Origin of the sequence: Macrococcus carouselicus (assembly GCF_004359515.1) — a bacterium.
Classification (GTDB): Bacteria; Bacillota; Bacilli; order Staphylococcales; family Staphylococcaceae; genus Macrococcus; species Macrococcus carouselicus.
Window position 1 is genome coordinate 678366 of record NZ_SCWD01000001.1, and the last position, 26998, is coordinate 705363.

Sequence of the window (26998 nt, forward strand, 5' to 3'; positions counted from 1 at the left end):
AATTACTTGAAATTATAACACTTTAAAGGACTACAGTCCACATTTTTCTGAAAATTTGAATAACTCTTTAATGCAAGGACTGCAGAAGTAATTTTTTGAGTAAAGGAGAAATGACATAAGGCAGATTTTCTACTCCTTCAACAAATACACAGTAATCGTTATAAATATTTTTGATTGTGTTCTCTACTGATTCAGAAATCTGAGTCTGACTTAGAAAGACGTTAATCACGAATATACCTTCGCGCCGAAGTTTCAGCACCGCTTCATGAGTATCTATTATACCGTTGGACTCATATTCAAATGCTGAAGGTTCACCATCAGAGAAAACAATGAGGAACTTCTGCTGTTCGTTGCGTCTTTTAAGCATCTCACCTGCCACTCTGATCGCCAGGCCATCCCGATTGTCATCCTGGGCGGCTATAGTCTCTATCCCTGGCCCGCTGCCCGGGCTCAGTGACTGCTGATAATCAATCAGATAATCAAAGATATTGAGTTGCCCGTGTTTATCTGAACTGAATGTATCCTCATTGAACGCAATCACTTCATGACGTATCATCAGTTTCTTCAGCGTCTCATGAAACAGCACAATCCCCTTCTTCGTCTCTTCCAGTTTGTCTTCCATACTGTAGGATGCATCGACCAGTAAGGAGAACGTCGCATCCAGTTCTTTGGACTGCTGATCTTCCTTATAGAAGACACGCTTCTGATCATCGATAAACCAGTTCACAAGCTTCCTGTCCAGCCGGCCCATTGCCAGCTGTCTTCTTGCATGTTCATTCTGGTGCGCAATCGTTTTCTGGATAATATGCGTCAGCTTCTTGACTTCATTCATGACCGCCTGCTGGATAAGCGCATAATTCTGTTTAGAACGGGTCGTTATATCCGGCTTACGCCATTCGATTCTGACATCCTTGTTTTCACTGCCCAGTTCCTCAGCAATATCTACTCCGTCACCGTCCCTCTTGTTTTCACTTTTACCTCGGCCGGCCATGATTTCATCCGGTTCATCAGAAGTATCACCTGCCCGGCTGTTACCGCTATCAGCCTTGCTGTTCTGACCTTCAGTGATCTCAGTCTCCATATAACTTCCCGATGACGATGTATGACTGTTCTTAGCCATGACATCTTCAGTCTCTATGCTGTCGGCTCCTTTATCCTCTCCTGTGATATCAGTTGATTTCGTCTCTTTGAACCGTCTGATATCCTTCAGCAGCTTGACAGGAAGATAGTAATAATCATTCAGCATATCTTCAGTGAGTATAGTCTCCAGAACGAACAACAGGCTGAGCGTGAGATCCACAGTGTCCCGGGTGGAATCAAGGTCAAACAGACCTGTCAGCCGCTGCCTGATCACCGCATCGACGTCATCACCAGCCTCAGTACCAAGATCCAGAATATTTTCCGTCAGCACAGCACGTTCAATTTTCAGAAACAGTAAATCTGTCGGCATTTTTTTCGTCTCATATACTTTGATCTGACTTGTGTTCTGCTGAACTTTCAGCCGGATACGAGTTTCGAAGTATTTTGCGGCTGCAGGTCTGAAGTCCAGTATGATTTTCTGCAGGCGATATTCCTCCAGCAGCATAAACAGCTGATTACGAAATTTCGTATATTCAAACTCTTCTTCAAGCAAGTCATGCACTGCAGACTGCTCTATATAAGGATAGCCCATACCATACAGCAGACAGTCACTTTTCAGCGCGTAAAGTTCATCCTGGTCAGCGCGGTGTTTCCATTTAAAACTGACATTCAGACTCTTCTCCAGCGGATCATAGTAACCGAACTTCTGAAAGTTCACTTTAACTTCATTATCCTCCATGATGAGCTGTGCAAGGTCTGTCAGCATCATCAGCTGAGAAGCATCTATTTTCTCATCGTTGAATAATATAAACTTTTCACTCATCAGAATGTCAGTTCCATCGCATTAATGATCGCCTGCTGCTCACGGTCATCTTCCAGTTTGTCGACAATTGCCCGTTTCACTGCACGCTCAACCGGCATAATCGTTGTCAGGTCGCAGAGATCCAGCAGTGCGCGGATAGAGCTCGCTTCCTCACTGATCTGACCCTGCTCTGCCATCGTGATAAGGTCCTTATTAAATTTCCCCAGTTGCTCAATCAGTGTCTCATCTTCAAGCAGTGTCTGCGTTCTGATTACATTTTTCAGTGTTTCACCCGAAATGTAGTCCATATCAATGACAACGAAACGGTTTTTCAGTGCCTCGTTCATCGGCAACGTGCCGACGTAACCCACATTAATGGCGGCGATAACAGCAAAGTTATCATCGGCAGTGATCACTTCCCCGGTAAATGGATTGGTGATGGTCCGGCGGAAATCCAGAACCCCATTCAATATAGGCAGTGTCTCGGGTTTCGCCATATTGATTTCATCGATATACAGAAGATGACCCTGCTTCATCGCCTGAATGACCGGTCCCTCAACAAACGTGATAACAGATTCACCGCCTTTGATCTCGATGGTTTTAAAACCAAGCAGACTTTCAGCATCCAGGTCAACAGAACAGTTGATGCTGTGCATCGGACGGTCCAGTTCATGCCGCAGTGTCTCTGCAAGTTTTGTCTTACCTGAACCTGTCGGCCCTTTCAGCAGTATATTTTTCTTCAGTTTAAGCATATTCAGCGCATCGATCTGAATAGTTGTATCGTCATTCTGGTATAAATTCATTATTTTCTCCCTTCCATAATAAAAAGGGCTTTCGCCCTTTTATACACGTTCAAAGTATTCTTTGTAATAGCCTCCGATTTTTCCGCTGTTGTCTCTGATATGATAATACTCCTCCGTCTCATTGACAACATCATAAACCTGGCCTACTGTCAGCATATCACTGACTTTATATTTTTTTGCATCAGTATGCAGAACCTTGACCTGTCCTACTGCTTCTTTCTCCAGCCATTCTTCATGTAACATGATTACTCCCCCTTCTTGATGGGTTTTAAGTGTGTCTGTATTTCATGACGCTGATATTCCAGGACTTGAGGTATACTGAAAGAGCTGCCAAGTGAATCGACAGGCTCATCGACCGTAAATCCAGGCTCATCCGTCGCTAATTCAAATAATACACCACTTAGGTCCCTAAAATAAAGAGATTTGAAATAATGACGGTCAATTATACCTGAATGGCTGATTTCAGCTTTGTTGAGGACTTCCAGTGCCGCATTTATATCTTTGACGCGGAACGCCACATGATTAATACCGCCGGCACCTATTTTTGCCACAGGTGTGTTCTGCTGGAGAAGATGAACTTCGCCCCCGTTACCGCCTTCAGCCATCTTGAACACCTCAACCGCTTCATTGGATTCACGATGCTGATATGCTCCTGCACGTGCCATTCCCATAATCTGATGAAGGACAGAGGCTGTCACAAGCGTATGATTAATATTCAGCAACACCGGTCCGACTCCGTTGATCTGATGAATAGACTCGACGGGTGAGAGATCATCTGGGATACCACTCAGAATACCTGTATTATTCTCATCGGAGATCAGATAGACCAGTCGATCATCACAGTCATAGAACGGCAGTGCATGCTTACCATGCAGCTGTATAACGGCGTCATGGCGGACCTGATAATCATCAAAACGCAGCTTATAGGCATAGAGACTTCTATCGGTCGGCACTCTGAGCGCGTATGCAAAGATAGCATCTGTCCCTTTCTGATGATGCCTTCCCTTCTTAGATTCAAAGAAAGTGATGACTGTGCCCGGACTGCCCTCTCTGTCTCCAAAATAGAGCTGATGGGAAGTGGTGTTCTCCTGATTGACCGTTTCTTTGATCAGTTTCATTCCAAGAATCTGATGATAAAAATCATAACACTTCTGGATATCTGTCGTTATAGCCGCTACATGATGAATCCCTAATAATTCCATGAGTTTCCCTCCAGAAATAAAGCCGGCATTAAGCCGGCTGTAAGGTTTAGCTTTCCAGTAATAAGTCTTCCGGATTCTCAATTAATTCTTTAACTGTCTTCAGGAAGCCTACTGCTTCTTTACCGTCGATGATACGGTGATCGTAGCTGAGAGCCACATACATCATCGGTCGGTTCTCCATACGTTCTTTATCAATCGCAATCGGACGCGTCACGATTGAATGCATACCGAGAATAGCAGCCTGTGTCCCGTTGATGATAGGTGTAGACATCAGTGAACCGAAGACACCTCCATTTGTGATGGTGAATGAACCGTTCATCATATCATCAAGGCCGAGTTTTTTATCGCGTGCTTTGACTGCGAGCTCATAGATACCCGCTTCAATCTCTGCGAAGTTTTTCTTGTCACAGTCACGGACGATAGGCACTACCAGCCCTTCTTCAGTTGATACCGCAATACCGATGTCATAGAACTGCTTCATGACAAGGTCATCACCGTCGATTTCAGCATTGACAGCCGGATACTTCTTCAGTGCGGCAACACATGCTTTCGTGAAGAATGACATGAAACCAAGACGTGTACCATCGTGATCCTCCTGGAACTTGTCTTTTTTACGCTTACGAAGATCCATGACGTTTGTCATATCGATTTCATTGAACGTTGTCAGCATCGCTGTATTCTGTGAGACTTCCAGTAATTTATTCGCAATCGTCTTGCGGCGACGAGACATTTTTTCACGGATAACAGGTTTTGCCGGTTTATCATGTTTAGGGGCTGACTGTGCTGGAGATGGCTCAGCCGCTGGAGCGGTTGTGTTCACTGCGTGATCAACGTCATGGCTTCTGATTAAACCGCGAGGATCCTTAGCATTCACTTCACTTAAATCGATTCCCTGTTCACGTGCACGTTTACGCGCTGAAGGTGTAGCGACAATCCGTGCTGATTTACTTTCTTCGACTGCCTGTTCGATTGTTTCGTTTTGACTATCAGGCTTTGTTTCAGCTGCAGCCGGTGTTTCTGGCTGAGCGGCTGGAGTTTCAGGTTTGTCACCTGAAGTACCGTTCTCATCTACAACTGCGATGACTGCGCCCACTTCAACTGTATCACCTTCTGCTGCTTTCAGTTCAGTGATGATCCCAGCCTCTTCTGAGATGACTTCCACGTTCACTTTATCCGTTTCAAGCTCAACAATATTCTCACCTTTTTCAACATGATCACCCACTTGTTTAAACCATGTTGAAATTGTTCCTTCAGTTATTGATTCTGCTAATTCTGGTACTCTGATCTCTGCCACAATATTTCCCCCTTAAATTGTTAACGCATTCTGAATGATAGCGGATTGAACAAGCTTATGTACTTCATTATCGCCCTCAGAAGTACTTGAACGTTTAACACGTCCGTAGTATTGAACCTTCTTGCCTGCAGCTAACTGTTCAAGCTCAGGATAGATGTAATGCCAGGCCCCCTGGTTCTGTGGTTCTTCCTGAACAAAGCCAATTTCTGAGGCATTTTTCACATCGCTTAAAATAGCTTGAATTTCTGCTGTCGGCAGTGGGTAAAGCTGTTCAAGTCGAATGAGCAGAATCCCTTCATTCGGATTCTTTTGCAGCTCTGTATATAAATCAATCGCAACTTTACCGCTCGCAATCAGTACTTTCTTAACTTTTGTCTTCTTATATGCATCTACAATGACAGGTCTGAACTGACCTTCCGTAAACTCTTCAACAGGTCTTGCGACATAAGTATTACGGAGCAGACTTTTCGGTGTCATTAATACAAGCGGTCTCATATGATCGGTATTCAAATAATGCGCCTGTTTTCTTAGAAGATGGAAATAGTTGGAAGTACTTGTCAGATTGGCAACCGTCCAGTTATTTTCTGCTGCAAGCTGTAAATAGCGTTCCAGACGTGCTGATGAATGTTCAGGCCCTTGACCTTCATATGCATGCGGCAATAGTAAAGTCATACCCGATGTTTCACCCCACTTAGCATTGGCACTTGAAATGAAGTTATCAAACATCATCTGTGCCATATTGGAGAAATCGCCATACTGTGCTTCCCATACCGTCATCGCATTTTTGTTTTCAACATTATAACCATATTCAAAACCGACAACTGCTGCTTCTGATAAAGGAGAGTTATGAATAGCGAAAGAGGCATTAGCACCTGATATATGATTAAGCGGCGTATATTTCTCGCCCGTATTCTCATCACTTAGTACGGCATGGCGCTGTGCAAATGTGCCTCGTTCTGAGTCCTGACCTGTCAGACGCACAGGCTTGCCATCCTGAATAATCGTGCCAAACGCAAGAAGTTCGGCGTGACCCCAGTCGATAAGCCCTTCTTTTATAAAAGGATCCTGTCTGCGTTCAAGAATTTTTGTTAATTTGCTGAATGGTTCAAAGCCATCCGGATATGTCAGCATATCCTGATTCAGCTGTTCTAGACGCGCCCGTTCAACGCCTGTTTCAACTTCCGGCTGACCTTCAGCTACAGCTGCCGGCATAGACATTTCTATATCCGTTTCTTTTTCATTTTTATCAATAGCATCGTGAGCTGTTCTGATTTCCTGCTCGACATCCTTAAAGATCTGATTCATCTCATCGTCAGATAGAATACCTTCCGCAACTAACTGCTTACCGTAAAGTATCTCGATTGAAGGATGCGTCTTCACTTCCTTATACATCATCGGATTAGTAACTGAGGGTTCATCCATCTCATTATGGCCATAACGGCGGTAACCGACAAGATCGATGACAAAGTCATGATTGAATGCCTGTCTGAACTTCATAGCCAGGATAATAACATCAATACACGCTTCGATATCATCCGCATTAACATGCACGATCGGCATATCGTAGCCTTTCGCAATATCAGTTGCATAATTAGTTGAACGGGAGTCATAGCATTCAGTTGTGAATCCTACACGATTATTGGTGATGATATGAAGAGAACCACCTGTTGAATAACCATCGAGATTGCTTAGGTTCATGCTTTCAAAGTTAATGCCTTGACCAGGAAAAGCTGCATCCCCGTGAATAAGAACGGCAAGTGAGCGATTAACGTCCTGACTTGACATGTTACCTTCATTTGAATCCTGGACTGCACGTGTTTTACCTAATACAACCGGTGCCACGATTTCCAGGTGACTCGGATTCTTGGCAAGTTCAATGACCTGTTCACTGCCAAAACGAGTCGTCTTCTTAGTGCCCCCTAAATGATACTTGACATCTCCTGTCCAGCCCCTTGAGATATGAAGGCTGCCATCTTCCGGCAGAAACTTGAAAGGGTCTACATGCATAAATTCAGCAAGCATCATCTCATAAGGTTTCTCCAGAATATGCGTGAGTACATTTAATCGTCCGCGGTGAGCCATACCAATCTGAACATTAGAAATGTGATTGTCACTTGCAGCTGCTATCACTTTTTCGAGCATAGGTACCAGCGCATCTACACCTTCTATAGAGAAGCGTTTTGCACCGACGAAGTTTTTGTGGATATATTTTTCAAATCCTTCTACATGGGCAAGACTCTTCAGCAGCTCAATTTTTTCTTCTCTTGTGAACTCATGTCTGCCTTCGGTTTCAATATAATCAATCAGCCATTGCCGCTCATCCGCATTGTTGATATGTGACATCTCATAACCGATCGAACCCATATAGACCTTATCAAGATGATGGATCGCATCCTCTGCATTGTCAAAGCGCCCTTCAAGTTTCTCAGATACAAACCGGGCAGGCAGGCTTCTCAGGTCCTCACTCGTCAGATTAAACTCTTCCGGCGTCAGCTTTGGCAGATGTTCATATTCACGCTTGTATAATGGATAGATATCACCTTTCAGGTGTCCATACTGCCTGATATTATCGATGAGCTGAAGGACAGATTTCAACTTCTGTGCATCTGCGCCTCCTTCTACTTTTCCAGTAGACAGAACAGCAAAAAGCTGCTGCATTTCCTCTGTTACTGATGATGGATCGGTATTATACTGATCCGCCATTTCCAGCAGATAACCAAGATTAGCACCGAAACGGATAGGTGCTTCTTCAAGATTTTTCTTGTTCATGCTGGTTCCCCCTTAATTTAAAGTGATAAAACGTTTCCAATTCCTATTTTAGCATTGTGCATATTCATTTTGAAGAGCGAATACTTTATTTTTTTATAAATCAGAATTTTTGCTCCGGAAACTGGATGATGACTTTCGTGAACTGGCTCTGCTCGCTTTCTATCTCTACAGTTCCTTGATAACTTTCAATCATTTTACGGGCGATGGATAATCCCAGTCCATTCCCCCCCATTTCTCTTGAACGGGACTTATCCACTCTATAAAAACGGTCAAAAACATAAGGGATATCGCCTTCAGGAATCCCTGTGCCGTGATCAACGATCTCTATCTGAATCACCTTGTTCTTTTTCGTAGAACGAATCAGAATATGTTTGTTGTGCTGATCATATTTGATGGCATTATCCAGGAAGATCAGCAGCAGCTGCTCAAACTGGAATCGATTGATATTAAGTCTGATCTCCTTATGAGGAGAATGATATTCAAACATGTAATCACGATGAAGATTCGCCAGTGAACGTAAGCGCGCTGAAATCTCAGCATTGATATCCACATTTTCTGTCTCAAAGTTAGGATGAGCTGACGCTTCCTTTGTCAGCTGCAGCAGCTCCTCAACAAGAGAAGTGATGCGGTTCATTTCAGAGAGAGAGATCTCAAGTGACTCTTCCAGAACTTCCGGTTTGTTCTTACCCCAGCGTTTAATAAGATTCAAGTGGCCCTTAATAATCTGCAGCGGTGTCCGCAGTTCGTGAGAGGCATCTTCGACGAACTGCTTCTGCTGATTGAACGATGTCTCAAGCTGGGTCATCATCTCATTGAATGTCTCTATCATATCATCTGTCTCATAATATCCCTTTGGCACAGCAAGCCGGTTCTGGAAGCCGTCACGCTGGATCTGTTTCATCTGGTCAGATATACGGCGGATAGGTTTCGTGATTTGACTGGAGAAGAAGTAACTGACCACAGCCGTCACAAAAAGTGCGATGATGCCGAAGATGGAGGCAAATAGAATGACTACCTGCAGATTTGTCTGATAGGATGCCAGTGAATGAACGATGGTCACATGGCCATTGAACTTTTCTGATGTAACAGGAGTCGTATAGACCAGATACGCTTTGCCCTCATCCTCAACCTGCAACAGACTGTTATGGGCAAGATTGCCGGGTGGTATATACTCTATCGTATTGTCATTGCTGACAGCAGCGAGCCTGCGTCCATCAGGGCTGAAGATAACAACCCGTTCCCCGTGCGCCAGTGTCTCACCCAGATCATAAGCATCCACTGTGATCCCTTCCTTATCGAGCAACTTGCCGACCTCGACGCTGCTTCTTGTCACCGTCAGTCGCTCCTGATCCTTGAACAGAAGCCCTACTATAAAGATGATGATCAGACTGAAAAGCACAAATATAACGAACGTCACACTGGTTGTCGTGAGCATCCACTGGGTTTTCAGCGAAGTCGATTTCCTCATCGGATCACGTAGCCTACCCCTCTGACTGTCTCGATCATACGCTGCAGCTGGAACGGCTTCAGCTTGTTGCGAAGATAGCGGATATAGACGTCCACAACATTTGTCTCTACTTCGCTGTCATAGCCCCAGACATGCGTCAAAATCTGTTCACGCGTCAGAACGTGATTGCGATGCTCAGCCAGTAATTTCAGGAGCTCAAATTCCGTTTTCGTCAGTTCGAGGTTTTGGTTTCCTACATAGACCTTAAAGGCATCCTCATCTATTGAGAGTTCACCGATACGTAGAATCTCAGTCGATTCGTTGCGTCGCATAATCACGCGCAGTCTTGCCAGCAGCTCCTCTATATCGAACGGTTTGACGATATAATCGTCAGCACCATAATCAAGTCCGGTCACCTTGTCCTGCGTATCCCCTTTAGCCGTAATCATGAGGATAGGCGTATCCTTAACCGCTCTTACTCTCTGACAGACTTCAAGACCATTCATTTCAGGCAGCATCAAATCAAGCAGTATGCAGTCAATATCCTCTGCAAGTGCTCTCGCTAGACCTTCTTTGCCATCATTCGCGATCTGAACCTCGTAATTTTCATGAGTCAGTTCAAGTTCAATGAAGCGGGCCAGGTTCTGTTCATCTTCTATAATCAAAATCTTTCTCAATACTCTCACCTCAGTTTTTATATTCAAATCATAGCAAATGCATGCACATAAAACAAAAAACCTGACATCACTGTCAGGTTTTTTAATGGGCATAAAGGGGGTTACTATGAAACTGATTCCTGAATAGAGGGGGAACTCTTTAATTGAGAATCACTTTCAATTACTATTATAACTTATTGAGAATGGTTGTCAATTAGTTTATGCAAAAAAACTTGAGCCATTAAAATACAGATAACGCCGCCCAGCATACCGGCGATGACATCAGTCGGAAAATGAACGCCGAGATAGACGCGGGAACTTGAAATCATAATGACCGTGAAGACACACAGACCGATGATATAAGGTTTCCACTGCGCATCTCCTCTGCTGACCAGATAAGCGATGCTGCCAAAGAAGGTGGCACCACCCATCGCATGGCCGCTCGGGAAGCTGAACCCTGTAATATCAATAAGGCGCAGCAATGTCGGCCGCTCCCGGTCAAAGATGTTTTTCAAGAGTGGATTAATAGTCCCTGATAAAATCATCGCAAGGGCGAAGAACAGCGCCTCTATTTTCATGCGTTTCAGCATAAGATAACAGACCACAAGCAGTGACAGCAAGATCATTGACCAGACTTCACCGATCTTTGTATAACCCAGCATGATGGATGTTGTAATAAAGCTTTCTGATGAATAAATAAATTCATAAACTTCGTTATCAATCCATTTTCCAAGGCGTGATTCATGGAAAAAGGCGATAAGACCGAATATGAATGAAAAAATAAGAATCAGTGAAATGCGCTGCATTTGAGACATACGTTTACTCCTTTAGTTGATATCCTGTAATATTTTATCTAGCAGCGTGGCAGCTGTATAACTCACACCTGCCCGGCTCATAGCTGAAATGATGGCACCGCTATTGGTGGCCAGTGTTTGAAGCGCCTCTGGCAGCTGTTCTATTCGGCCTTCCTCAAGCACTTCAGCATAACCAGATTTCTTAAAGAGTGCTGCATTGTCAATCTGATCTCCCCTGCTTTGATCCAGTCCAAGCGGTATCAATAACATCGGCTTTTTCAGAGCCAGGAATTCAAAGATAGCGTTGGCACCGGCCCGTGAGATGATCAGGTCTGTCACTGCATAGAGATGAGGCAGCTCGTCCTTGACGAACTCGACCTGCTCATAGCCTTTTCTCTCGATCGAGGAATCAAGAAGTCCTTTACCCGTTATATGAATGATCTGATAGCTTTTCAGCAGCTCATCCAGATTTCTCCGGATGATGTCATTGATTAACTTTGAACCCAGACTTCCCCCCATCACCATCAGCACTTTTTTATCTGGAGTAAATCCTGTGAGCTGGTAACCAGTTGTCTCCTGTCCGGTCAGAAGGTCTGGCCTGATAATGCTGCCGATATAATCCGCCTTCGAAGCTGGCACATAGTTCAACGTTTCCTTGAAAGTCGTATATAGTTTAGCAGCAAATTTCAGCGCAATCTTATTGGCCAGACCAGGTGTGACATCTGATTCGTGGATGATTGTTCTGATCTTGAGTATTTTGGCTGCTATCACGACAGGGACTGTGACAAATCCCCCTTTTGAAAAGACGACATCCGGTTTTTCGCGTCGAAGTATCACCAGTGCGTCCAGTACGCCTTTTTGCACTTTGACGATATCTTTGACATTCTCTACGGATAGATATCGTCTGAGTTTACCACTGGCAATAGAGTAGTACTTGACATCAGGGAACTGAGAAGTGATCATCTCCTTCTCAATACCGTTCTTTGAGCCGATATAAACACATTCAATCTTTCTTGCTTCAGCTTCCGGGAGTAAGGCCATATTAACAGCCACATGCCCGATAGTGCCACCACCTGTAAATGCTATTTTCACTTGGGTCACCTCTACTTCATATCGTTGATCATTTTTTTTGCACCTGTCAGCTGAGGATCATTTTTCTCCAGTTTAATTCTTAATAATTCAGTGAACCGTTCAGTTGATTTACCGTGCATCTGACCGGTCACTTTCAGTTTATGATCCTGCTGAAATTTTTCTACCGCTGCTTCAGTTTTACTGTCAAATGTCGTGTCCACTTTACCTGTGTGATAGCCAAGTGCTGTCAGACCTACTTCCAATGACTTAACACGGCTATTCTTTTCGCCTACCGTATATACATCATCAGGATTCAGTACATGACTGTTCGCATAAGCTGGCAGCTCAATATTCTTATCAGGCTTGATTCCTTTTTTATGAATCCATGTCTTATCAGGTGTCAACCATTTCATCTGAGTGAACTTGAGTAATGAATCATCTTTATAGGGTGTAGCTGTCTGCACGATGCCCTTACCGAATGATTCAGTCCCTGCTATCTTTGCCTTACCGTTATCACGAAGGGCAGCTGCAAAGACTTCTGATGCGCTGGCTGACCCTTCGTTCAGAATGATGACAGTAGGAAGATTTTTAGTGATCGGGTTGGCCGGATTGTCACTGTTGTAGACAGTCGGTTCACCCTCCTTAGTCTGGGTATAGAAGAGCACGTCACCTCTAGGTATAAATTCCCCTGCCATTTTCTTCGCTTCTTCAAGATAGCCGCCCGGATTATTTCTGAAATCAAGAATCAGTTTTTCCATCCCTTCCTGTTCCATTTTCTTTAAGGCCGCATGGAATTCCTCTGCCGTCCCTTCCTGGAACTTAGTGACAGTGATAAGTGCTGTCTTCCTCTTCAGCATTCTGGATTCAACACTATCGAGATGGATCTTACCTCTTTTGATGACAACCTTAAACGGTTCGCCGCCACCTCGTTTCAATGTCAGTGTAACGGTAGTTCCCGCTTTTCCTCTGATTTTACCGATGACATCAGCTGTTGTCATACCCTCTACTGATTTACTGTTGATAGCAATCAGCTCATCATTAGGTTTCACACCTGCTTTATAGGCAGGAGAATCCTTCAAAGGACTTGTGATAATGATTTTTTCGCCTGCCTGACTGATTTCTGCTCCGATTCCCTGAAAGTCACCACTCATTGTATCTGAGAACGCCTGCTGTTCTTCCTTGGTCATATATTCGCTGTAGGGATCGTCAAGTCCGCTGACCATTCCTTTGATGGCACTGTCAATGAGCTTGGATTTATCAATTTCCTTATAGTAGTTTTCACTGAGTGTATCGTAGACCTGATAAAGCTTGATAAATTCAGAGCGTTTCGGTGCTTCATTATCAACCGTCTTCTGGTCGCCGCCTATCAGCGCAAATGTCGTCACTGCAGCTGTCAGAATAATCGCACCGATGACCGTTATAATAAATTTGAACAGGCTGATGGTCACTTTTTTTTCCTGTTTGTCAGGTTCATTATGTTCATTTGTCAAAATTTTCACATCCATCTATATTTATAAGTCATTTTAACAGTTTGAAGCTTAAATTAAAAGATTGAACCTGAAAAGAGCACCTTCCTTTCGGAAGATGCTAAAACTTTCGCCATTCTTCGTATTCACGATATAAATCATCAAATAGGGATAATTTCATCTGAGCGGAGCCATAGTTTTCGATGTAATCAGACAGCATATGATATTGATTCTCATACTTTGGAAACATCAGATCTTCAAACATGGCTTCTGCAAACTGTCCGTAACCATTTTTTGCACCCCGCTGAGTCAGTACAAACTGATAGAACGAATGATTCTTCATTACTTTGCTGCAACTTCAGCCACGATAGTCTGTCCTCTTTGCACTGCATCCTGTGCGATGATCTCAAATGATTCCACTGCCTCACCATTCGTAATAATGATAGGTGAAATAATTGATGACGCTTTTTCTTTGATCAGCTCGATATCAAATTCAAGCAGTTCATCACCGACACTGACTTTATCGCCGACATTGACTTTAGTCGTGAATCCTTCTGCATTCATCGCTACAGTTTCCAGCCCCACGTGAATCAGTATTTCGAGATTATTAGCTGTCTTCAGACCAATCGCATGTTTAGTAGGGAATACATTGATGACCTCACCGTCTACTGGAGAAACCACTAAACCTTCAGATGGCTCAATACCGAAACCGTCACCCATCATTTTCTGGGCAAAGACAGGGTCCGGTATGGACTCGATGGCTACATATCGGCCCGTTATCGGTGCTACGATATTAACGTTTTTATTCACTTCTTCTTTTCCGAATAATTTTTTGAACATAGGAACATCTCCTTATTGTTTAAAGTGATTGATGATATCTGTATACCCTAATTCTTCAAGTTTATCATAAGGAATAAACTGGATTGCCGCTGAATTGATGCAGTATCTGAGTCCGCCGGTTTCCCGTGGACCATCATTGAAGACGTGACCTAGATGACTGTTAGCAGCCTCACTGCGGACTTCTGTTCTCAGCATCCCGTGAGATTTATCAACCAGTTCGACTATCTCTTCATCATTAAGCGCCTTTGAGAAACTTGGCCAGCCGCAGTTCGAATCGAATTTCTCTTCTGATGTAAAAAGCGGTTTGCCGCTTATTTTATCGACATAAATTCCTTTCTCGAAGTGATTCCAGTATTCATTCTGAAAGGGTGGCTCTGTCCCGTTCTGCTGGGTCACGATATATTCAATCTCATTTAAATCATTGATATTCTTTTTCAGCATGTTATTCCCCCCAGTGTTTCTCAATGAAATCTTTACGGCCGGAACGTGCTTGATAGTTCTGATAATGCTCAGGGTCTTTCTGATAGAAATCCTGATGGTAATCCTCTGCAGGATAGAAGTTCTTATAGGGCAGAACAGGCGTCACGATCTTACCCTTAAAGATTTGTTTCGCATCAAGCTCCGCAATCAATGCCTCAGCTGTTTCTTTCTGCGTGTCGTCATGATAGAAGATAGCCGGTTCATAGCTCTCTCCGCGGTCAAAGAACTGTCCGCCGGCATCTGTCGGATCAAATGTCTTGAAGAAAACTTCGAGAACTTCTCTATAGGAAATCACTGTTTCATCGAAAGTAATCTGCACCGCTTCACGGTGGCCTGTTGTATTCGAACAGACCTCCTTATAAGTCGGGTTCTCGACATGTCCGCCGCTATAGCCGGAAATGACGCTTTCTACACCGTCATACTGATGAAAAGGTTTAACGAGGCACCAGAAACAGCCCCCTGCAAGTGTTGCTATTGTCATATTGTCCACTCCTTAATCTAAATCAAAATGCCAGCCTTCAGAATCGATATCAGTCAGTGTCAGTTGCCTGCCTGCCACTTTTACCGGTTCAAGCTGATAATAAAAGCATTTATTTTTAACATCAAGTTCTATACCTTCAGGAAGATGAGCGAACTCTTTAATCAGCTTCAGCTGCTGCTCATCTGATAGTTTTAACCCGGCGATATTAATATCTGTAATCTTAAGTCTAAGCTTATTATCACTAATAACTGATGGCGCCGTCAAAATATTTGTCTTAATATTCAGACCCATGAAAGAAGACTGATGTTTTATCGCGAGCCGATCCCCTTTAAGTTCCAGCTGAACGTCTTCAGTACTTTTCTCTGCAATGACATTCTGAATGAGGACAGGCGGGAGTACAATCTGACCCGGACGGGAAGTATCAAGAATAGGGGCACTTTCCGGCTCAGCGTTCAATGTCTGCGTCAACCAGATGAGGACTAGCAGATTCACAGCAGCTAGAACCGTAAACAGCAGCCATCCCATCCTGTTAAGCACGCGTCAGCGCCTCTGCTATCCGTTGTCTGATCAGCTGACCGACCTCATCCAGAGAATGGTCTGTGAAAACAGAGGCAGGAACCGGTTCAAGAATCTGAACGGTGACTTTACCCGGCACCATGCGTTTACTGTCATATTTCTCCATGATGTCTGACGTCCCCGAAATAGCGACAGGGACGATGTCAACACCTGCTGATTTTGCAATCTTCAGACCGCCTGCCTTAAATTCCTGCAGACCCTGACCTTTGCTGCGGTGTCCTTCAGGGAAAATGAGCAGATTATGACCCGCTTTAAGTGATGCGACGCCGTCCTTTATCATCTGCAGACTCGAACGGCGATTTGAGCGGTCCAGATAAATACTGTTCAGTGCTACCATCCATTTGTCCAGAAATGGAATCTGCTTCACCTCGATTTTTGACACAAATCCGAACGGGCGTTCAATCGCATGAATAAGTACCGGTATGTCGAAATTCCCCTCATGGTTGCTGATAAGCAGGACAGGCTTGTCATCATTGCTGTTATTTCCTGTCACTTCTACTGTGACGCCGGCAGAGTCAAGAATACAACCTGCCCACTTTTTTGCCATCAGTGAAGTATAGGTATCCTGCGAGTGGACAGTTGGAAGAGTTTTTTTCTTCTGTTCCATTGCGTTCAGTCTGGTCGTGGCCAGCGCCGCATAGCCGACAATGATAGCGACTGTTCTCATTAATCTGAACATTATTTTCTCCTTACTAAATACATGAATTTATGTGGCACAAGGTTCCTGTCATCCAGCTTGCCTTCTTCTACAGACTTCACTTCAAATTCCTCAAAGGAATATGCCGGGAAGAACGCATCACCTTGATGTTTACTTTCAATGACAGTAACATACATATCATCAACTTGATCAATCATCTGTTCATAGAGGTTCTGACCTCCGAAAATAAAGACATGACCTTCCAGCTGATCAATCGCATCCAGTGAATGAATCACTTCAATGCCTTCAGCTGAGAAGTTCACATCGCGTGTCAGAACTACATTCTTGCGGTTCGGTAATGGTTTACCGAGTGAAAGAAATGTATTTTTCCCCATGACGATGGTATTGCCGGTTGTCAGTTCTTTTACACGCTTTAAATCCGCCGGCAGATGCCATGGCATTTTGTTGTCCTTACCGATGACTAAGTTCTGGTCGTGACATACTATAATCGATAACATTTTGTCCTCCTTAGACTGCAATAGGTGCTTTGATAGCGGGGTGCGCTTCGTAATTCTTGATTGCCAGATCTTCGTATTCAATATCGAACAGTGATTTGTCAGTATGAATCTCCAGTGTCGGCGGGTCAAACGAATCCCTTGAAAGCTGCTCTTCTACGGCATCGATATGATTGCTGTAGATATGGGCATCGCCGAATGTATGAACAAAATCTCCCACTTCAAGACCACATTCCTTGGCTACAAGGTGGGTCAGCAGGCTATAGCTTGCGATATTGAAAGGCACACCGAGGAAGATATCAGCACTCCGCTGGTATAACTGACAGCTGAGCTTCCCATCATTGACATAGAACTGGAACATCGTATGACACGGTGGCAGCGCCATTGTCTCTATTTCCCCTGGATTCCACGCTGAGATGATATGTCGTCTTGATGAAGGATTCGTCTTAATATTATCCACAACTTCCTTCAGCTGATCCACTACTTTTCCGCCTGATTCAAAGTGACGCCATTGCTTGCCGTAGACATTACCGAGATCACCATATTTCATCATAAAGTCATCATCATGCAGAACTCTGTCCTTAAAGATGCTGAGTTGCTCCTGATACTGTCTGTTGAATGCTGCATCGCTCAGACTACGGTGTCCGAAATTTGTCATATCAGGACCTGAATAATCTTCACTTTCCACCCATTTCTTAAAGGCCCATTCATTCCAGATATTGTTATTGTACTGGAGCAAGTATCTGATATTCGTATCACCGCGGATGAACCAGATCAATTCAGTTGCCACTAATTTAAACGAAACTTTCTTCGTCGTCAGAAGCGGAAACCCTTGCGACAGATCAAACCGCATCTGGTGACCGAACTTCGATAATGTACCGGTATGGGTCCGGTCCTCTTTAGAACGACCTGTTGCCAGCACTTCCTGACATAGGTCATGATAAACTTGATCAAATGAATTCATGTCGTCACCTCTTTTAAATTTTAAAATAATCGCTTATAATGAGATTATTAAGATGTGGAACGGGGGTACTCACATGCAGGAAATGATGATTGTTTCAGGTTTATTTTTACTTTTAGCTTATATGATCAGTATGATGATCACTGAGTAAGTCGCCGCGGCGGCTTTTTTTTATACCGAAATGGCTCTTCGTGCTCTTACGGAGCTGAACATCAAAGCCGAATTCTTCAAACAGCGGACTGCGAAAATGAGCTTTTAAAATCACGAGTCGACTGTACTGCAGCAGATATCGAATAAACGATGCATTGTCATCATAGGAAATCACCTGATGGAGAACTTCCATACCGGACTGCTGGTCGACTGTCTCCTCGAACATAGGATCAGCGTACACGATATCAGCTATCCTTAAGATTGCGCTGTCTGCCGTACCGTAGTGGAACTGAATCCGCTCAGATAGCGCCGGGTGAAACTGCTTGATACCCTGTGAGATAACGAAATAAATAAGGGGATGCTGCTCATAGGCATGGAACTGACAGTTCTTCAGCATGGACGCCATCAGCATCAGATCATTGCCCATGCCCATCGTCGTATCGACAATCTGCAGTGCTGAATCAAGTGGTACAGCCATTAGATTGACAAGCGGTGGTAGTTCCCCTCTTTTGTCAAATGCCTTCAGCTTGAACCTCATTGTATTTTCATGATAAACAATTTTTGAGCTGCTGTCGAAATATAACAGAGGGAGATGATGACTGATCACAATCAGCGGAACGTCGCTCTCTCTGAATAACTCAGCTATCGTTTTCTTATCCCGCCGGATCACTTCGACACTCTGCCCCATCTTCTGAAGCTCATCTTCCGCTTTTTCAATATGTGAAAAAATCACATCATCCGTCTTGACAGATGATGTGATTCTTACTTTATTTGCAGTGCTCATCAAACGCGTCTTTTAAATCCATTGCGATCTCCTCAACGTGACGGCCTTCAATATGCAGTCTCGGCATAAAGTACACCAGTTCTTTCCCTTTGAATAAGGCCATCGATGGACTGGAAGGTTCCTGGCCGATGTACTCACGCATCTTGGCAGTTGCTTCGCGCTCCTGGCCAGCAAAGACAGTGACGGTTGAATCCGGTTTATGGTCGTTCTGCGTCGCTACTGCGACAGCTGCCGGACGCGCAAGTCCTGCCGCACAGCCGCAGACTGAGTTCACGACGACAAATGTCGTTTTATCGTCAGTGACGCCGTCAAAATAGCTCTCAACTTCTTCAGGTGTTTCCAGTGACTCAAATCCTTCACTTGTTAGTTGTTCACGCATCGGCATTGCCATCTGCTTCATATACTCTTCGTATGCATTCATTATTTAGTCTCCTTATTTCGGTTTGCGATCTGCTTCCAGACGGAACCTACAGCCGCTTCCCCTTTTTCAATCCGTTCTTTCGCCATTCTTGTCTGCAGACTGACTTCAAATGCCGGGTCATCGATATGTTCCTCAAGATACGGCAGACTGGACTCGTCTCCTTCATCGTAAATGAACATCGCCGCGCGCCATCTGACTATGGCATGTTTATCAGACAGTGCCTCGTGCATGACAGGCAGACTGGACTTAAATCCTAAGTCACTGAGTGTGTCACCCGCTGTACGACGTACCGTCAGATTGTTATCCTGCATCGCTGTATGCAGAAGCGGCAGCACCGCTTCTGTTCCAATCATGCCGAGGAAGACAATACCCAGACGTCTCAGCTGTGGTTTGTCATCCTGCATGACGACTTCAAGTAATGGCAAGTCATCCAGCACAGGTTCAGGGAAGTGATCCAGCATACGATAGCGTTCCTGCCAGTCAGCAGCCCTGAACTCTTCCACTGTAAAACGTTTCAGTTCTTTCGGCTGTACTTCGTAATCAAGCGCCAGTCCTTCAGTGACCAGGGTCTGCAGACGCTGCTGCGGGAACAGTGCCTCCACTTCTTCCTGTACTGAAGTAATAATGTCATCTACTTCACCATACCGGACACCGAACGGCATCCATTTTCTAAGGAACACGACATTGTCATCGTCCTTCTGTGCGTCAAGCATCGCATCAATAAAACGGACGTCAAGCTGTCTGCGTTTCTCTCCTGCTTGACTGGTCACTTTAATCTGATAGGGAATCTGCTTAAAAGTCAGCAGTTCGACCTTATGTTCACCTGTATCAATATTAATAACCGGATCAGTTTCATCAGCTCCTGAAAAGACCTGATTGATCTGATTGATCAAGGTCTCCCACTCACTTCTAGGCGTTTTATCAATTGCAATAAAATCCATCACATGGAAGATGGACTGCACACCGTTGATACGCAGCAGATCATTGATGAATGAGGGGTTACTAGGATTAATTACGCGATACGTATTGCTTTTATTATCATCTCTCTTATAATCAAGAACAATCTTCATTGTATTTGGACTTGGTGTCGGCTCAATTTTTATGATCTTCATGGCGTTCTCCTTACTGAAGGTTATTGCCCCACTGCTTGATCTGCAGTCCTACCGAGCATTTAGATATGCAATAATGATGCGCTTTTGTCTTACTGTCCTGACGCAGCGTCTTCTTAATCAGACATTGGTGACAATAATGGTCTTCAAGCTGATTGATTTTACGGACTGTGTCAATCATCTTCATATTCTCACCTCAATCTTATTATAGGCACAATAGACCTGACTTTCAAACACACAGTTTATAAATCAAAAGCTTGAATAAACAATTCGCATCCTCTATAATTGTAAAGTTGAAATTTTAGAGAGGAGGTACACATATGACAAATGAAGTATGGGCAGTCATCGCCTTCATGGCCACATTCACCTTACTCGTACTCATGTACCGACTATATGGAAAAAATGGTTTATTCGTCTGGGTCGCAATCGGTACCGTTATCGCTAATATTCAGGTGACAAAAACTGTTGAAATCTTCGGTATCACAGCAACGTTAGGAAATGTCTTGTTTGCATCCATTTATCTAGCGACCGATATACTGAATGATATCTACGGCCGCGAAACAGCGAAAAAAGCAGTCTGGCTCGGCTTTGCATCTGTTATCGTCATGGTCGTGCTGATGTCGATCTCACTCAGCTTCATACCGGCAGAATCAGATATCGCACAGAACAGCATGGAAACTTTATTCGGACTTGTGCCGCGAATCGCAATCGGTTCAATTATTGCCTATATCATTGGACAGTATATCGATGTCTACATCTTCAACTGGATCAAGAAACGTTTCTCAAGTGACCGTACATTCTATATCCGAGCATATGGCAGTACAACAATCAGTTCGCTAGTTGATACTGCCTTATTCTCACTGATCGCCTTTTACGGTATTATGCCGAATGCAGTCGTCATAGAGATTTTGATCACCACTTATCTATTTAAACTCATGACCACACTGCTGAATGTTCCATTCGGCTATATCGCGAAATCATTCGACAAGGACGTCGACTAATATGGCACAGATCTTTATAGATGCTGCAACGAGACAGAATCCATTTGAATCAAGTATCGGCTATGTCATCAAGACGGATGATACCGTGCTGGAATTCGGTCAGTATTTAGGTGAGATGGAGAACCATGAAGCAGAATGGAGCAGTCTGATAGAAGCATTGAAGCAGGCAGTGCTACTAAGCCTCACCTCAGTCATTCTGAAATCAGATTCCAGGATTGTCGTGGATTCCATCAACAAGAACTTCGTCAAAAATCCAAAATTCAAACCTTATCTGAAAGAATATCAGCAGCTTGAAAAACAGTTCGACCTGCTCATTATCGACTGGATACCCCGCGATCAGAACAAGCATGCGGATCACGTGGCAAGACATTATTTAAAGCAGCAATAGGACGCCGAGTGCGTCCTATTTTTTATAGATATTTTTCAGCTAAATTATAACGAAAATTCTTCAAATACTTATTTATATAGTTCTTGTTTTAATGATAGTTCTATCAATAATGGGTCAGATTTCGCTAACAGATATGCTAGCACTAGTGTGTATGATTATTTTAATCGTCATTAGTGCTACTCTAATTATCAGACAAACTAATAATAAATAAACTAATAGAGAGTGAAGACATAATCATACCTCCACTCTCTATTTTTTAGATTTAATCTACAACTTCATCAAATAGTTCCTCGCGACTTTCAGCTCATGCTGGTCACATACTTCACACATCTTTTCAGTATCCACGACGTATGGCATGCTGTTTTTGATCTCCTCATAATTCAGCGGCACTTCCGTATGAATCGCTGCCAGTTTCAGGCTCATCATTAAATCATCATAGCACATCTCAATTTTAGTCTGCTGTCCTTTTGGCAGTTCGTGTTTATGTTCTACTGCATTTGCCACTGTCCCGTACTGCTGAATGAGCTTGATGGCTGTTTTCTCACCGATGCCTTTGACACCAGGATAACCGTCTGCTGTGTCCCCCATAAAGGCTTTGACGTCGACAAGCTGCTGGGGTTCCAGGCCGTATTCTTCCCTGAACCGGGCTGCAGTATAGATATTATATTCAGAGAAGCCTTTTTTAATGAGCCAGACATCGATTCTATCGTCCAATAGCTGCAGTAAATCTTTATCACCGCTGACGACTTTAATGCGATAGTCACCTTCCAGCTGCTTCGCAATCGTACCGATGACGTCATCCGCCTCAAAGTTGCGGACGCCGATATTATGGAAGCCGAGCTCCTGTGACACTTGCTGCACATGCGCGAACTGCGGGCTCATCTCGTCAGGCGGTGCGACGCGGTGCGCTTTATAGGTCTCTGATATGTCGTTACGGAATGTAACGGCACCCATATCCCAGGCGATGATAACGTGATCCGCTTCTGTATCTCTGACAGCTGTCGCCACGTGTCTGATGAACCCCTGCACGCCGTTTGTCGGTATGCCTTCGCTGTTGCGCATGAACTGCTGGTGCATCGCTGTCGCATAGTAATGACGGAATAACAGTGCCATACCGTCCACAATCAATAAATTCTCCATATTAACCTCTTTCTATTTGTTCAGGATGATGAAAAATCCACTCTGAATAACTGCCTGGATAAAGCTTCACCTTTTTACCTGCTGCTCTTAGTGCAGTATAAACGGGTGTCGCTGATAGACCCGAACCACAGTAGACTATCGATTCGTCAGCATCAGGCAGCTGATTGTCAAATATCTTCTCATAAGAAAAGTTGACTGCGCCTGGAATTCGGCCGGGCTGCAAGTCAACCGGCTCTTCTTCACCTAAAAAACGTTTATTCGAACGGGCATCAATAAGCGTTGACGTGGTGTTTCTCACCTCATCACGGCTGGCAATCAAATCATGGTTGACGTGCGGCTCTTCAATACTTCTCAGTGTTTCCAGTTGTTCGATATCTTCTATTGTCATATCGCCTGTGCTTTTCGCAATCGTCATTTCTTCGTATGACTGCTTCATAATCAGGCAAGGAATACCAAGTATGTCGCACAGAAAGAAGAACCGTGTCGCCATAAAGCCCTTATCTGTATCATAAGCGACAGGAATCGTATGCTGACTGTATTTTTCAATAAAGGACTTGAAAAGTTCCAGGTTCGGTAACGGATGACGTCCTTCTTCCGGTTTATTGTGATCATAGAGTACTGGATAGCCCGGTGCAAAAATAGCATGCTCAATATGATGCTTATTATAAAGCGCCAGACTCGCCTCTATGTCATCCATAACATTCCGGCAGTCAAATAGCTGATGCTTGCTGTAATCCAGTTCCTCTTCATCAATCCATACTTGCATATCTATCCCTCCATCACCTGTCTGATTTGATTAACAACTGTCTCGTCTAGTACGTGCTGCTCTCGTTCTGCAATATCTTCCATCAACTGATCATTATACATCAGCCAGTCTGCCGTCAGTTCATTTTCACGCTGAGTGAGTTCTGCAGCGATAATCTGCCCGAACTGTTTTAACTTGTCTTCAACCCGTGACATTGATTCATTATGGATAGTCTCATACAATGCATCAAGTGATTCTCTGTTATTCAGATTTCTATTAGCCACTTTTATATTAAGAGGTTGCAGTCTCGCATCTACGTACTGTTGACCGACGGGCAGCAGCCTGGTTTCTTCCAGCGTGACAATGAGCTGATAATCACTGAGTGTCTGTCTGATAACCGCTGTCTGATTGATGAGAGACTGATTGAAGGCATAATTCAGTCTCGGGATGATCATAGACCACTCGTCTTCAAGTTTATTAGACAGTTCACCGATATAACCTGCTGCATTGACTTCTCGTTTATTGAAATAAACTTTGATAAGATCATAGAGCTGGATGCGGAAGCGATCCTTCATAAAGGTCAGCTGTTCGTTCAGTTCCTGCTCAGCCTTATCGAGACTATATTGAATTTGTGTCTGCTTAAAAGGAAGCGCTGCTTTTAATTCATCATAATACTCACGTCTTGCCGCTTCTTCCTGCTTCGCTTCTTCAGCATGACTGATAATACGGTGCGCCTGTGCTTCAAGCTGCCTGACGCTATTTTCAAACTGCGTAATCTTCTGCTGGCGGCTATCTACTTCGGCAAAGTTCTGTATAGCCTCAAAAAATTCATTGAAGTGACGGTCTCTCTCTTCCAGTGCCTGCTTACTTGACACACCGAAAAGTGCTGAATCAACATCAAGCTGACTGAGCTCTGAATCGAAGTAATCCCTTACCTGCTCAAGTTCCGCTGCGTTACGTGCCAGATCAATCGCATTGATGACATAGAACGTCTGACTATCGGCACTTAATATCTGCAGATCATTCAAGTATTTAATGAACTGCTTATCGCTTTCAGTGAAGACATGATTGAAATAGGAGACGTAAATCAATAGATCACTGTCAGCAATGATTTCAGTGGTCTCATTGGTATGTCGCATATTCGTTGAACCGATACCAGGTGAGTCAATGATGACTTTGTCTCTCAGGAAATCAATCTCATACTGCAGATAAATACGATCGACAAATGCAGAATGTGAATCAATCGCAGAATATTTCTCAATTTCATCGTCCTGAATCTCCAGTACATGGCCATCTGACAGATAAGGTTCATAATGCATATAGTTTGTACTAAGCGCCTCTATAAATTTTTTGAATTGATGATCTAAATCTGGCTGCTGCTTGTCATACTGTCTCAGCCATGTGTTCACATCACCTGCTTCAATACCGACTGTACGACCGATTTTATTCAGTTCATTGACCAGCATCTGTACCGTTTTAAATTTAACAGCATGCGTACGGCCGTAACTGAGTTCTGTAATAGCAGCCGTCGTCGGATTAGGTGACGAGATTAAATACTGATTGCCAAGGAGCGCATTAATGAGTGAACTCTTGCCTGCACTGAATGCACCGAAGACAACGATGCGTGTGATGTCATGCTGAATACGATCTAACTGTTTATAGAGACGCGCAGTCACATCAGTGAAGTAATCAATTTGACTGAATTTGTCCAGCTGTTTGACAGCTTCGTCAAGATGACTGTCCTGCCGCTCTACAGCTCGAATTTCTTTCTTCTTCGTTTCTTGATCACTCTGAAATTCCAGTGCAACTTGTGTACGGTCAATAAGTCGATCAATGGATTCATCGACATGAATATAATAATGCTGATAATTTTTAGTTATCAGCGATTCAATGAGCTCTGCAAGTACGTCATACTGTTCAAGTAACTGCGCAGAACCACTGGCCACCGGATTTAATTTAGACATATTTAGATTTTTTATGAACATTTCAATATACGGACGGTTTTCTCTGACGACAGCCTGCTCAATATATTTCTTGACCTGTTCCGTATAGTTCAAAACATAATCCTGTGTCACCATCGCCTGACTGTTCATCAGCTCTATTAAGTCTGCATCCTGCAGGCGGTAGGTATAATGTCTGACTTCATCCAGCCAGTCGCCTGCTGAATATTTCGCGTGCTGGTCGTACAGTGAGCGAATATGAAAATTCACCTGTTTTTCAATAGAGGCATTTAAGTCATTCAGTACAAGCGCCATCTGCTGACTGCGTAATTCCTGCCGCTTCTTCTCCTTACCGAAGAAGCCGCCTACTTTGTAATCCGGTGAATAAACTTCAAGCAGTATCTTGATTTCTTCACGAATTTCAAATGGGATGAGATACGCGTTCTTCAGAATATCTCTTATCGTCTTCAGAAAATATTGTTCAGTACTTTCTGCCGTCTGAAAGAGTGACTGTTCCTCAGATAACGACTGTGTCTCAACAATCGCTGCACGCTCAGTTTCAATGGCTTCGCTATCCAGGTTCAGGTCATCCAAAATAACTTGTTGCTCTTCCCTCAGATACTCAAGCTGCTGAGCTGTAATATACTGTGTGATTCTGTTAAAGAAAGCATCCCCACTTTCTGTGACTATCTCACTATCGAAGAGCAGTTCCTTCAGCTGTTCCACTTGATTGAGTTCATGCGGATAAATGGAAGTAAACAGCATATGCTCGAGTTTAATATCCCACGTCTTCAAATTCTGGCGGATAGAAGACTCGAATGCATTGATTGTGATTTCATTTTCGTCATGCTTATCAATTTGATTGATGATAAAGATGATTGGCACGCCGAGGTCATTCAGTCGCTTCATCTCCTTGAAGTTCTTTTCAGATTCCACATGATTATATTCGACTGTATAGACAATCACGTCACTCGTCAGCAAATACTTCATCGTGTTCTGCTCATGATTGCTGAACGTCGCATCGATGCCCGGTGTGTCCTGCAGCGTCAGACCAAGAGGAAGTTTTTTATTGATATGGTTGATTTCAACGGATTCAATCCGCTGATTCTGTGTATTGATTCTCTTTACTTCATTATAGTCAGAGGCTACTGCATACTCCTGGTTTTCAAGATTGACGATAATCTCCTCTTCGTCTGCGATCGTGATCTGTGCTGAATTACTCGTCGTCGGCACGGGTGAGCTCGGCAGAATAGTCTCCTCCAGCAGATGATTGATCAGCGACGATTTACCGGACGAGAAATGACCGACGAAACTGATGATTTTTTTATCCTCATAGACTTTTTTAATCACTTCGTTGATCTGTGACACTAGTAACTTGTTTTCTGATTTCTCCACTTCTTTTTTCAGCTTATATAGCAGGTCAATCTGTTCTTTTTTCTCCATATT

The 26998-nt window shown here is 43.7% G+C and carries 28 protein-coding genes; 2 read left to right on the forward strand and 26 right to left on the reverse strand.

Features of this window, described 5'->3' with window-relative positions; genetic code table 11:
• Window positions 1–67 precede the first annotated feature (67 nt).
• The 23 genes from ERX40_RS03335 to ERX40_RS03445 all read right to left on the reverse strand — a co-directional run bounded on the left by ERX40_RS03335 (window position 68) and on the right by ERX40_RS03445 (window position 20525).
• Window positions 68–1903, reverse strand: a complete 1836-nt coding sequence (locus ERX40_RS03335; RefSeq protein ID WP_133417077.1) for a vWA domain-containing protein — start codon at window positions 1901–1903, stop codon at window positions 68–70.
• A complete protein-coding gene (locus tag ERX40_RS03340) occupies window positions 1903–2685 on the reverse strand; it encodes an AAA family ATPase (protein WP_133417078.1) in 783 nt (260 codons plus the stop codon). Before ERX40_RS03340 ends, ERX40_RS03335 begins: the two co-directional genes overlap by 1 nt.
• 39 nt (window positions 2686–2724) lie before the next feature.
• A complete protein-coding gene (locus ERX40_RS03345; RefSeq protein ID WP_133417079.1) occupies window positions 2725–2928 on the reverse strand; it encodes a DUF6501 family protein in 204 nt (67 codons plus the stop codon).
• A gap of 2 nt (window positions 2929–2930) precedes the next feature.
• A complete protein-coding gene (locus tag ERX40_RS03350) occupies window positions 2931–3887 on the reverse strand; it encodes a VOC family protein (protein ID WP_133417080.1) in 957 nt (318 codons plus the stop codon).
• A 46-nt stretch (window positions 3888–3933) separates the two neighbouring features.
• Entirely contained in the window at window positions 3934–5181 is a 1248-nt protein-coding gene (gene odhB / locus ERX40_RS03355) for a 2-oxoglutarate dehydrogenase complex dihydrolipoyllysine-residue succinyltransferase (RefSeq protein ID WP_133417081.1), read from the reverse strand.
• Window positions 5182–5193: 12 nt separating this feature from the next.
• A complete protein-coding gene (locus tag ERX40_RS03360; protein WP_133417082.1) occupies window positions 5194–7950 on the reverse strand; it encodes a 2-oxoglutarate dehydrogenase E1 component in 2757 nt (918 codons plus the stop codon).
• Window positions 7951–8050: 100 nt separating this feature from the next.
• Window positions 8051–9418, reverse strand: coding sequence for a sensor histidine kinase (locus tag ERX40_RS03365; RefSeq protein WP_133417083.1), 1368 nt, complete (start codon window positions 9416–9418; stop codon window positions 8051–8053).
• Window positions 9415–10074, reverse strand: a complete 660-nt coding sequence (locus ERX40_RS03370) for a response regulator transcription factor (RefSeq protein ID WP_133417084.1) — start codon at window positions 10072–10074, stop codon at window positions 9415–9417. Before ERX40_RS03370 ends, ERX40_RS03365 begins: the two co-directional genes overlap by 4 nt.
• A gap of 173 nt (window positions 10075–10247) precedes the next feature.
• Complete coding sequence (locus tag ERX40_RS03375; RefSeq protein WP_133417085.1) at window positions 10248–10868, reverse strand: phosphatase PAP2 family protein; 621 nt, start codon at window positions 10866–10868, stop codon at window positions 10248–10250.
• Window positions 10869–10880: 12 nt separating this feature from the next.
• Window positions 10881–11888 (reverse strand): undecaprenyldiphospho-muramoylpentapeptide beta-N-acetylglucosaminyltransferase, encoded by a 1008-nt coding sequence (locus ERX40_RS03380; protein ID WP_243712940.1) that lies wholly within the window; start codon window positions 11886–11888, stop codon window positions 10881–10883.
• Between the two features lie 62 nt (window positions 11889–11950).
• A complete protein-coding gene (locus tag ERX40_RS03385; RefSeq protein WP_165980642.1) occupies window positions 11951–13408 on the reverse strand; it encodes a S41 family peptidase in 1458 nt (485 codons plus the stop codon).
• Between the two features lie 97 nt (window positions 13409–13505).
• Window positions 13506–13727, reverse strand: coding sequence for a YozE family protein (locus ERX40_RS03390; RefSeq protein ID WP_133417088.1), 222 nt, complete (start codon window positions 13725–13727; stop codon window positions 13506–13508).
• Complete coding sequence (locus tag ERX40_RS03395; protein ID WP_133417089.1) at window positions 13727–14224, reverse strand: PTS sugar transporter subunit IIA; 498 nt, start codon at window positions 14222–14224, stop codon at window positions 13727–13729. The genes ERX40_RS03390 and ERX40_RS03395 overlap by 1 nt, the downstream gene beginning before the upstream one ends.
• 12 nt (window positions 14225–14236) lie before the next feature.
• The gene (gene msrB, locus ERX40_RS03400) at window positions 14237–14665 is read right to left on the reverse strand and encodes a peptide-methionine (R)-S-oxide reductase MsrB (RefSeq protein WP_133417090.1); all 429 of its coding nucleotides are present in this window, start codon (window positions 14663–14665) and stop codon (window positions 14237–14239) included.
• Between the two features lies 1 nt (window position 14666).
• Window positions 14667–15185, reverse strand: a complete 519-nt coding sequence (gene msrA / locus ERX40_RS03405) for a peptide-methionine (S)-S-oxide reductase MsrA (RefSeq protein WP_133417091.1) — start codon at window positions 15183–15185, stop codon at window positions 14667–14669.
• A gap of 12 nt (window positions 15186–15197) precedes the next feature.
• On the reverse strand, window positions 15198–15722 hold the full coding sequence (locus ERX40_RS03410) for a DUF2140 family protein (RefSeq protein ID WP_133417092.1): 525 nt from the start codon (window positions 15720–15722) through the stop codon (window positions 15198–15200).
• On the reverse strand, window positions 15715–16440 hold the full coding sequence (locus ERX40_RS03415; protein WP_133417093.1) for a lysophospholipid acyltransferase family protein: 726 nt from the start codon (window positions 16438–16440) through the stop codon (window positions 15715–15717). Before ERX40_RS03415 ends, ERX40_RS03410 begins: the two co-directional genes overlap by 8 nt.
• The gene (locus ERX40_RS03420; RefSeq protein ID WP_133417094.1) at window positions 16440–16916 is read right to left on the reverse strand and encodes a dihydrofolate reductase; all 477 of its coding nucleotides are present in this window, start codon (window positions 16914–16916) and stop codon (window positions 16440–16442) included. Before ERX40_RS03420 ends, ERX40_RS03415 begins: the two co-directional genes overlap by 1 nt.
• 10 nt (window positions 16917–16926) lie before the next feature.
• Window positions 16927–17877 carry a thymidylate synthase gene (locus ERX40_RS03425; RefSeq protein ID WP_133417095.1) on the reverse strand — a complete coding sequence of 317 codons (951 nt, stop codon included), beginning with the start codon at window positions 17875–17877 and terminating at the stop codon, window positions 16927–16929.
• Window positions 17878–17989: 112 nt separating this feature from the next.
• Entirely contained in the window at window positions 17990–18808 is an 819-nt protein-coding gene (locus ERX40_RS03430) for a class I SAM-dependent methyltransferase (protein ID WP_133417096.1), read from the reverse strand.
• A complete protein-coding gene (gene brxA / locus ERX40_RS03435; RefSeq protein WP_133417097.1) occupies window positions 18792–19229 on the reverse strand; it encodes a bacilliredoxin BrxA in 438 nt (145 codons plus the stop codon). The genes ERX40_RS03430 and brxA overlap by 17 nt, the downstream gene beginning before the upstream one ends.
• Complete coding sequence (locus ERX40_RS03440; protein WP_133417098.1) at window positions 19229–20341, reverse strand: virulence factor; 1113 nt, start codon at window positions 20339–20341, stop codon at window positions 19229–19231. Before ERX40_RS03440 ends, brxA begins: the two co-directional genes overlap by 1 nt.
• 10 nt (window positions 20342–20351) lie before the next feature.
• Entirely contained in the window at window positions 20352–20525 is a 174-nt protein-coding gene (locus tag ERX40_RS03445; RefSeq protein ID WP_133417099.1) for a zinc-finger domain-containing protein, read from the reverse strand.
• A gap of 133 nt (window positions 20526–20658) precedes the next feature.
• On the opposite strand from ERX40_RS03445, the gene ERX40_RS03450 reads away from it, so the two are divergent.
• Together ERX40_RS03450 and ERX40_RS03455 are read left to right on the forward strand one after the other, a co-directional pair.
• Window positions 20659–21339, forward strand: a complete 681-nt coding sequence (locus ERX40_RS03450) for a queuosine precursor transporter (RefSeq protein WP_133417100.1) — start codon at window positions 20659–20661, stop codon at window positions 21337–21339.
• A 1-nt stretch (window position 21340) separates the two neighbouring features.
• Window positions 21341–21727: a ribonuclease HI family protein gene (locus tag ERX40_RS03455; RefSeq protein ID WP_133417101.1), complete on the forward strand. Its 387-nt coding sequence runs from the start codon at window positions 21341–21343 to the stop codon at window positions 21725–21727.
• 267 nt (window positions 21728–21994) lie between these two features.
• On the opposite strand, the gene ERX40_RS03460 is transcribed toward ERX40_RS03455, so the two are convergent.
• The 3 genes from ERX40_RS03460 to ERX40_RS03470 are packed head-to-tail and all read right to left on the reverse strand — an operon-like array spanning window position 21995 to window position 26995.
• Window positions 21995–22867 (reverse strand): 5'-3' exonuclease, encoded by an 873-nt coding sequence (locus ERX40_RS03460; RefSeq protein WP_133417102.1) that lies wholly within the window; start codon window positions 22865–22867, stop codon window positions 21995–21997.
• A 1-nt stretch (window position 22868) separates the two neighbouring features.
• On the reverse strand, window positions 22869–23633 hold the full coding sequence (locus ERX40_RS03465) for a sulfurtransferase (RefSeq protein WP_133417103.1): 765 nt from the start codon (window positions 23631–23633) through the stop codon (window positions 22869–22871).
• Between the two features lie 2 nt (window positions 23634–23635).
• A complete protein-coding gene (locus tag ERX40_RS03470) occupies window positions 23636–26995 on the reverse strand; it encodes a dynamin family protein (protein ID WP_165980643.1) in 3360 nt (1119 codons plus the stop codon).
• Window positions 26996–26998: the final 3 nt, after the last annotated feature.

What these genes read in the sequence shown, in the direction of transcription:
- ERX40_RS03335 (WP_133417077.1), bottom strand. Translation starts at nt 1,903, where the DNA reads ATGAGTGAAAAGTTTATATTATTCAACGATGAGAAAATAGATGCTTCT.
- ERX40_RS03340 (WP_133417078.1), bottom strand. Translation starts at nt 2,685, where the DNA reads ATGAATTTATACCAGAATGACGATACAACTATTCAGATCGATGCGCTG.
- ERX40_RS03345 (WP_133417079.1), bottom strand. Translation starts at nt 2,928, where the DNA reads ATGTTACATGAAGAATGGCTGGAGAAAGAAGCAGTAGGACAGGTCAAG.
- ERX40_RS03350 (WP_133417080.1), bottom strand. Translation starts at nt 3,887, where the DNA reads ATGGAATTATTAGGGATTCATCATGTAGCGGCTATAACGACAGATATC.
- ERX40_RS03360 (WP_133417082.1), bottom strand. Translation starts at nt 7,950, where the DNA reads ATGAACAAGAAAAATCTTGAAGAAGCACCTATCCGTTTCGGTGCTAAT.
- ERX40_RS03365 (WP_133417083.1), bottom strand. Translation starts at nt 9,418, where the DNA reads ATGAGGAAATCGACTTCGCTGAAAACCCAGTGGATGCTCACGACAACC.
- ERX40_RS03375 (WP_133417085.1), bottom strand. Translation starts at nt 10,868, where the DNA reads ATGTCTCAAATGCAGCGCATTTCACTGATTCTTATTTTTTCATTCATA.
- ERX40_RS03380 (WP_243712940.1), bottom strand. Translation starts at nt 11,888, where the DNA reads ATGGCCTTACTCCCGGAAGCTGAAGCAAGAAAGATTGAATGTGTTTAT.
- ERX40_RS03390 (WP_133417088.1), bottom strand. Translation starts at nt 13,727, where the DNA reads ATGAAGAATCATTCGTTCTATCAGTTTGTACTGACTCAGCGGGGTGCA.
- ERX40_RS03395 (WP_133417089.1), bottom strand. Translation starts at nt 14,224, where the DNA reads ATGTTCAAAAAATTATTCGGAAAAGAAGAAGTGAATAAAAACGTTAAT.
- msrB (WP_133417090.1), bottom strand. Translation starts at nt 14,665, where the DNA reads ATGCTGAAAAAGAATATCAATGATTTAAATGAGATTGAATATATCGTG.
- msrA (WP_133417091.1), bottom strand. Translation starts at nt 15,185, where the DNA reads ATGACAATAGCAACACTTGCAGGGGGCTGTTTCTGGTGCCTCGTTAAA.
- ERX40_RS03415 (WP_133417093.1), bottom strand. Translation starts at nt 16,440, where the DNA reads ATGTTCAGATTAATGAGAACAGTCGCTATCATTGTCGGCTATGCGGCG.
- ERX40_RS03420 (WP_133417094.1), bottom strand. Translation starts at nt 16,916, where the DNA reads ATGTTATCGATTATAGTATGTCACGACCAGAACTTAGTCATCGGTAAG.
- ERX40_RS03425 (WP_133417095.1), bottom strand. Translation starts at nt 17,877, where the DNA reads ATGAATTCATTTGATCAAGTTTATCATGACCTATGTCAGGAAGTGCTG.
- ERX40_RS03430 (WP_133417096.1), bottom strand. Translation starts at nt 18,808, where the DNA reads ATGAGCACTGCAAATAAAGTAAGAATCACATCATCTGTCAAGACGGAT.
- brxA (WP_133417097.1), bottom strand. Translation starts at nt 19,229, where the DNA reads ATGAATGCATACGAAGAGTATATGAAGCAGATGGCAATGCCGATGCGT.
- ERX40_RS03440 (WP_133417098.1), bottom strand. Translation starts at nt 20,341, where the DNA reads ATGAAGATCATAAAAATTGAGCCGACACCAAGTCCAAATACAATGAAG.
- ERX40_RS03445 (WP_133417099.1), bottom strand. Translation starts at nt 20,525, where the DNA reads ATGAAGATGATTGACACAGTCCGTAAAATCAATCAGCTTGAAGACCAT.
- ERX40_RS03450 (WP_133417100.1), top strand. Translation starts at nt 20,659, where the DNA reads ATGACAAATGAAGTATGGGCAGTCATCGCCTTCATGGCCACATTCACC.
- ERX40_RS03455 (WP_133417101.1), top strand. Translation starts at nt 21,341, where the DNA reads ATGGCACAGATCTTTATAGATGCTGCAACGAGACAGAATCCATTTGAA.
- ERX40_RS03460 (WP_133417102.1), bottom strand. Translation starts at nt 22,867, where the DNA reads ATGGAGAATTTATTGATTGTGGACGGTATGGCACTGTTATTCCGTCAT.
- ERX40_RS03465 (WP_133417103.1), bottom strand. Translation starts at nt 23,633, where the DNA reads ATGCAAGTATGGATTGATGAAGAGGAACTGGATTACAGCAAGCATCAG.
- ERX40_RS03470 (WP_165980643.1), bottom strand. Translation starts at nt 26,995, where the DNA reads ATGGAGAAAAAAGAACAGATTGACCTGCTATATAAGCTGAAAAAAGAA.